The sequence below is a fragment of the Nonomuraea sp. H19 genome, from assembly GCF_052068215.1.
In the GTDB taxonomy this organism is placed as follows: Bacteria; Actinomycetota; Actinomycetes; order Streptosporangiales; family Streptosporangiaceae; genus Nonomuraea.
The window spans coordinates 1-502 of record NZ_JBQHCV010000152.1 but is presented as its reverse complement, the minus strand read 5'-3'; the positions used below and the strand labels follow the sequence as shown (position 1 = coordinate 502).

Below are 502 nucleotides of genomic sequence, written 5' to 3'. Positions count from 1 at the left end.
TGGACGAGGGCCCGGGTGTCCATGCCGGGGACGCCGAGGGTGATGCGGTCGAAGGTCACTCCGGTCAGCAGGGAGCCGAGGGCGTCGAGTTGCTCGTCGGTGGCTGCGGGGTGGATGGCGCGGATCTGGGCGGTGCGGATGCGCAGGGTCACGGCGCGCAGTTCGCGCATGAGGGCGGCCAGCCGAGGGTTGCGGGCGGCCTCCAGGGACAGCTCGAACCGGGCCAGATAGCGGTTGCGGGCCGGGCCACTCCCATCGTCAATGGCGGCGGTGAGGCTGTCGACGAGGTCCTCGCGGTCGGGTGGCGTCGCCGGTGCGGCCTGCAGGGCGGCGAACTGCTGGTCCAGGATCCGGTGGGAGATCGCCTCGTAGAGGGCGGACCGGGTGCGGAAGTAGTTGGACGTGGTGCCGACCGGGACACCGGCAGCCGCGTCGATGGCGCGGTGGGTTACGCCGGCGAGACCGACCTCGTCGATGAGCCGCATCGCGGTGTCGGCCAGCA

The 502-nt window shown here is 72.1% G+C and carries 1 protein-coding gene; it reads right to left on the bottom strand.

Annotated features, from left to right (window positions below):
* On the bottom strand, positions 1-502 hold a 502-nt coding region (locus tag ACTMTI_RS57010), incomplete at both ends, for a TetR/AcrR family transcriptional regulator (RefSeq protein ID WP_441129431.1).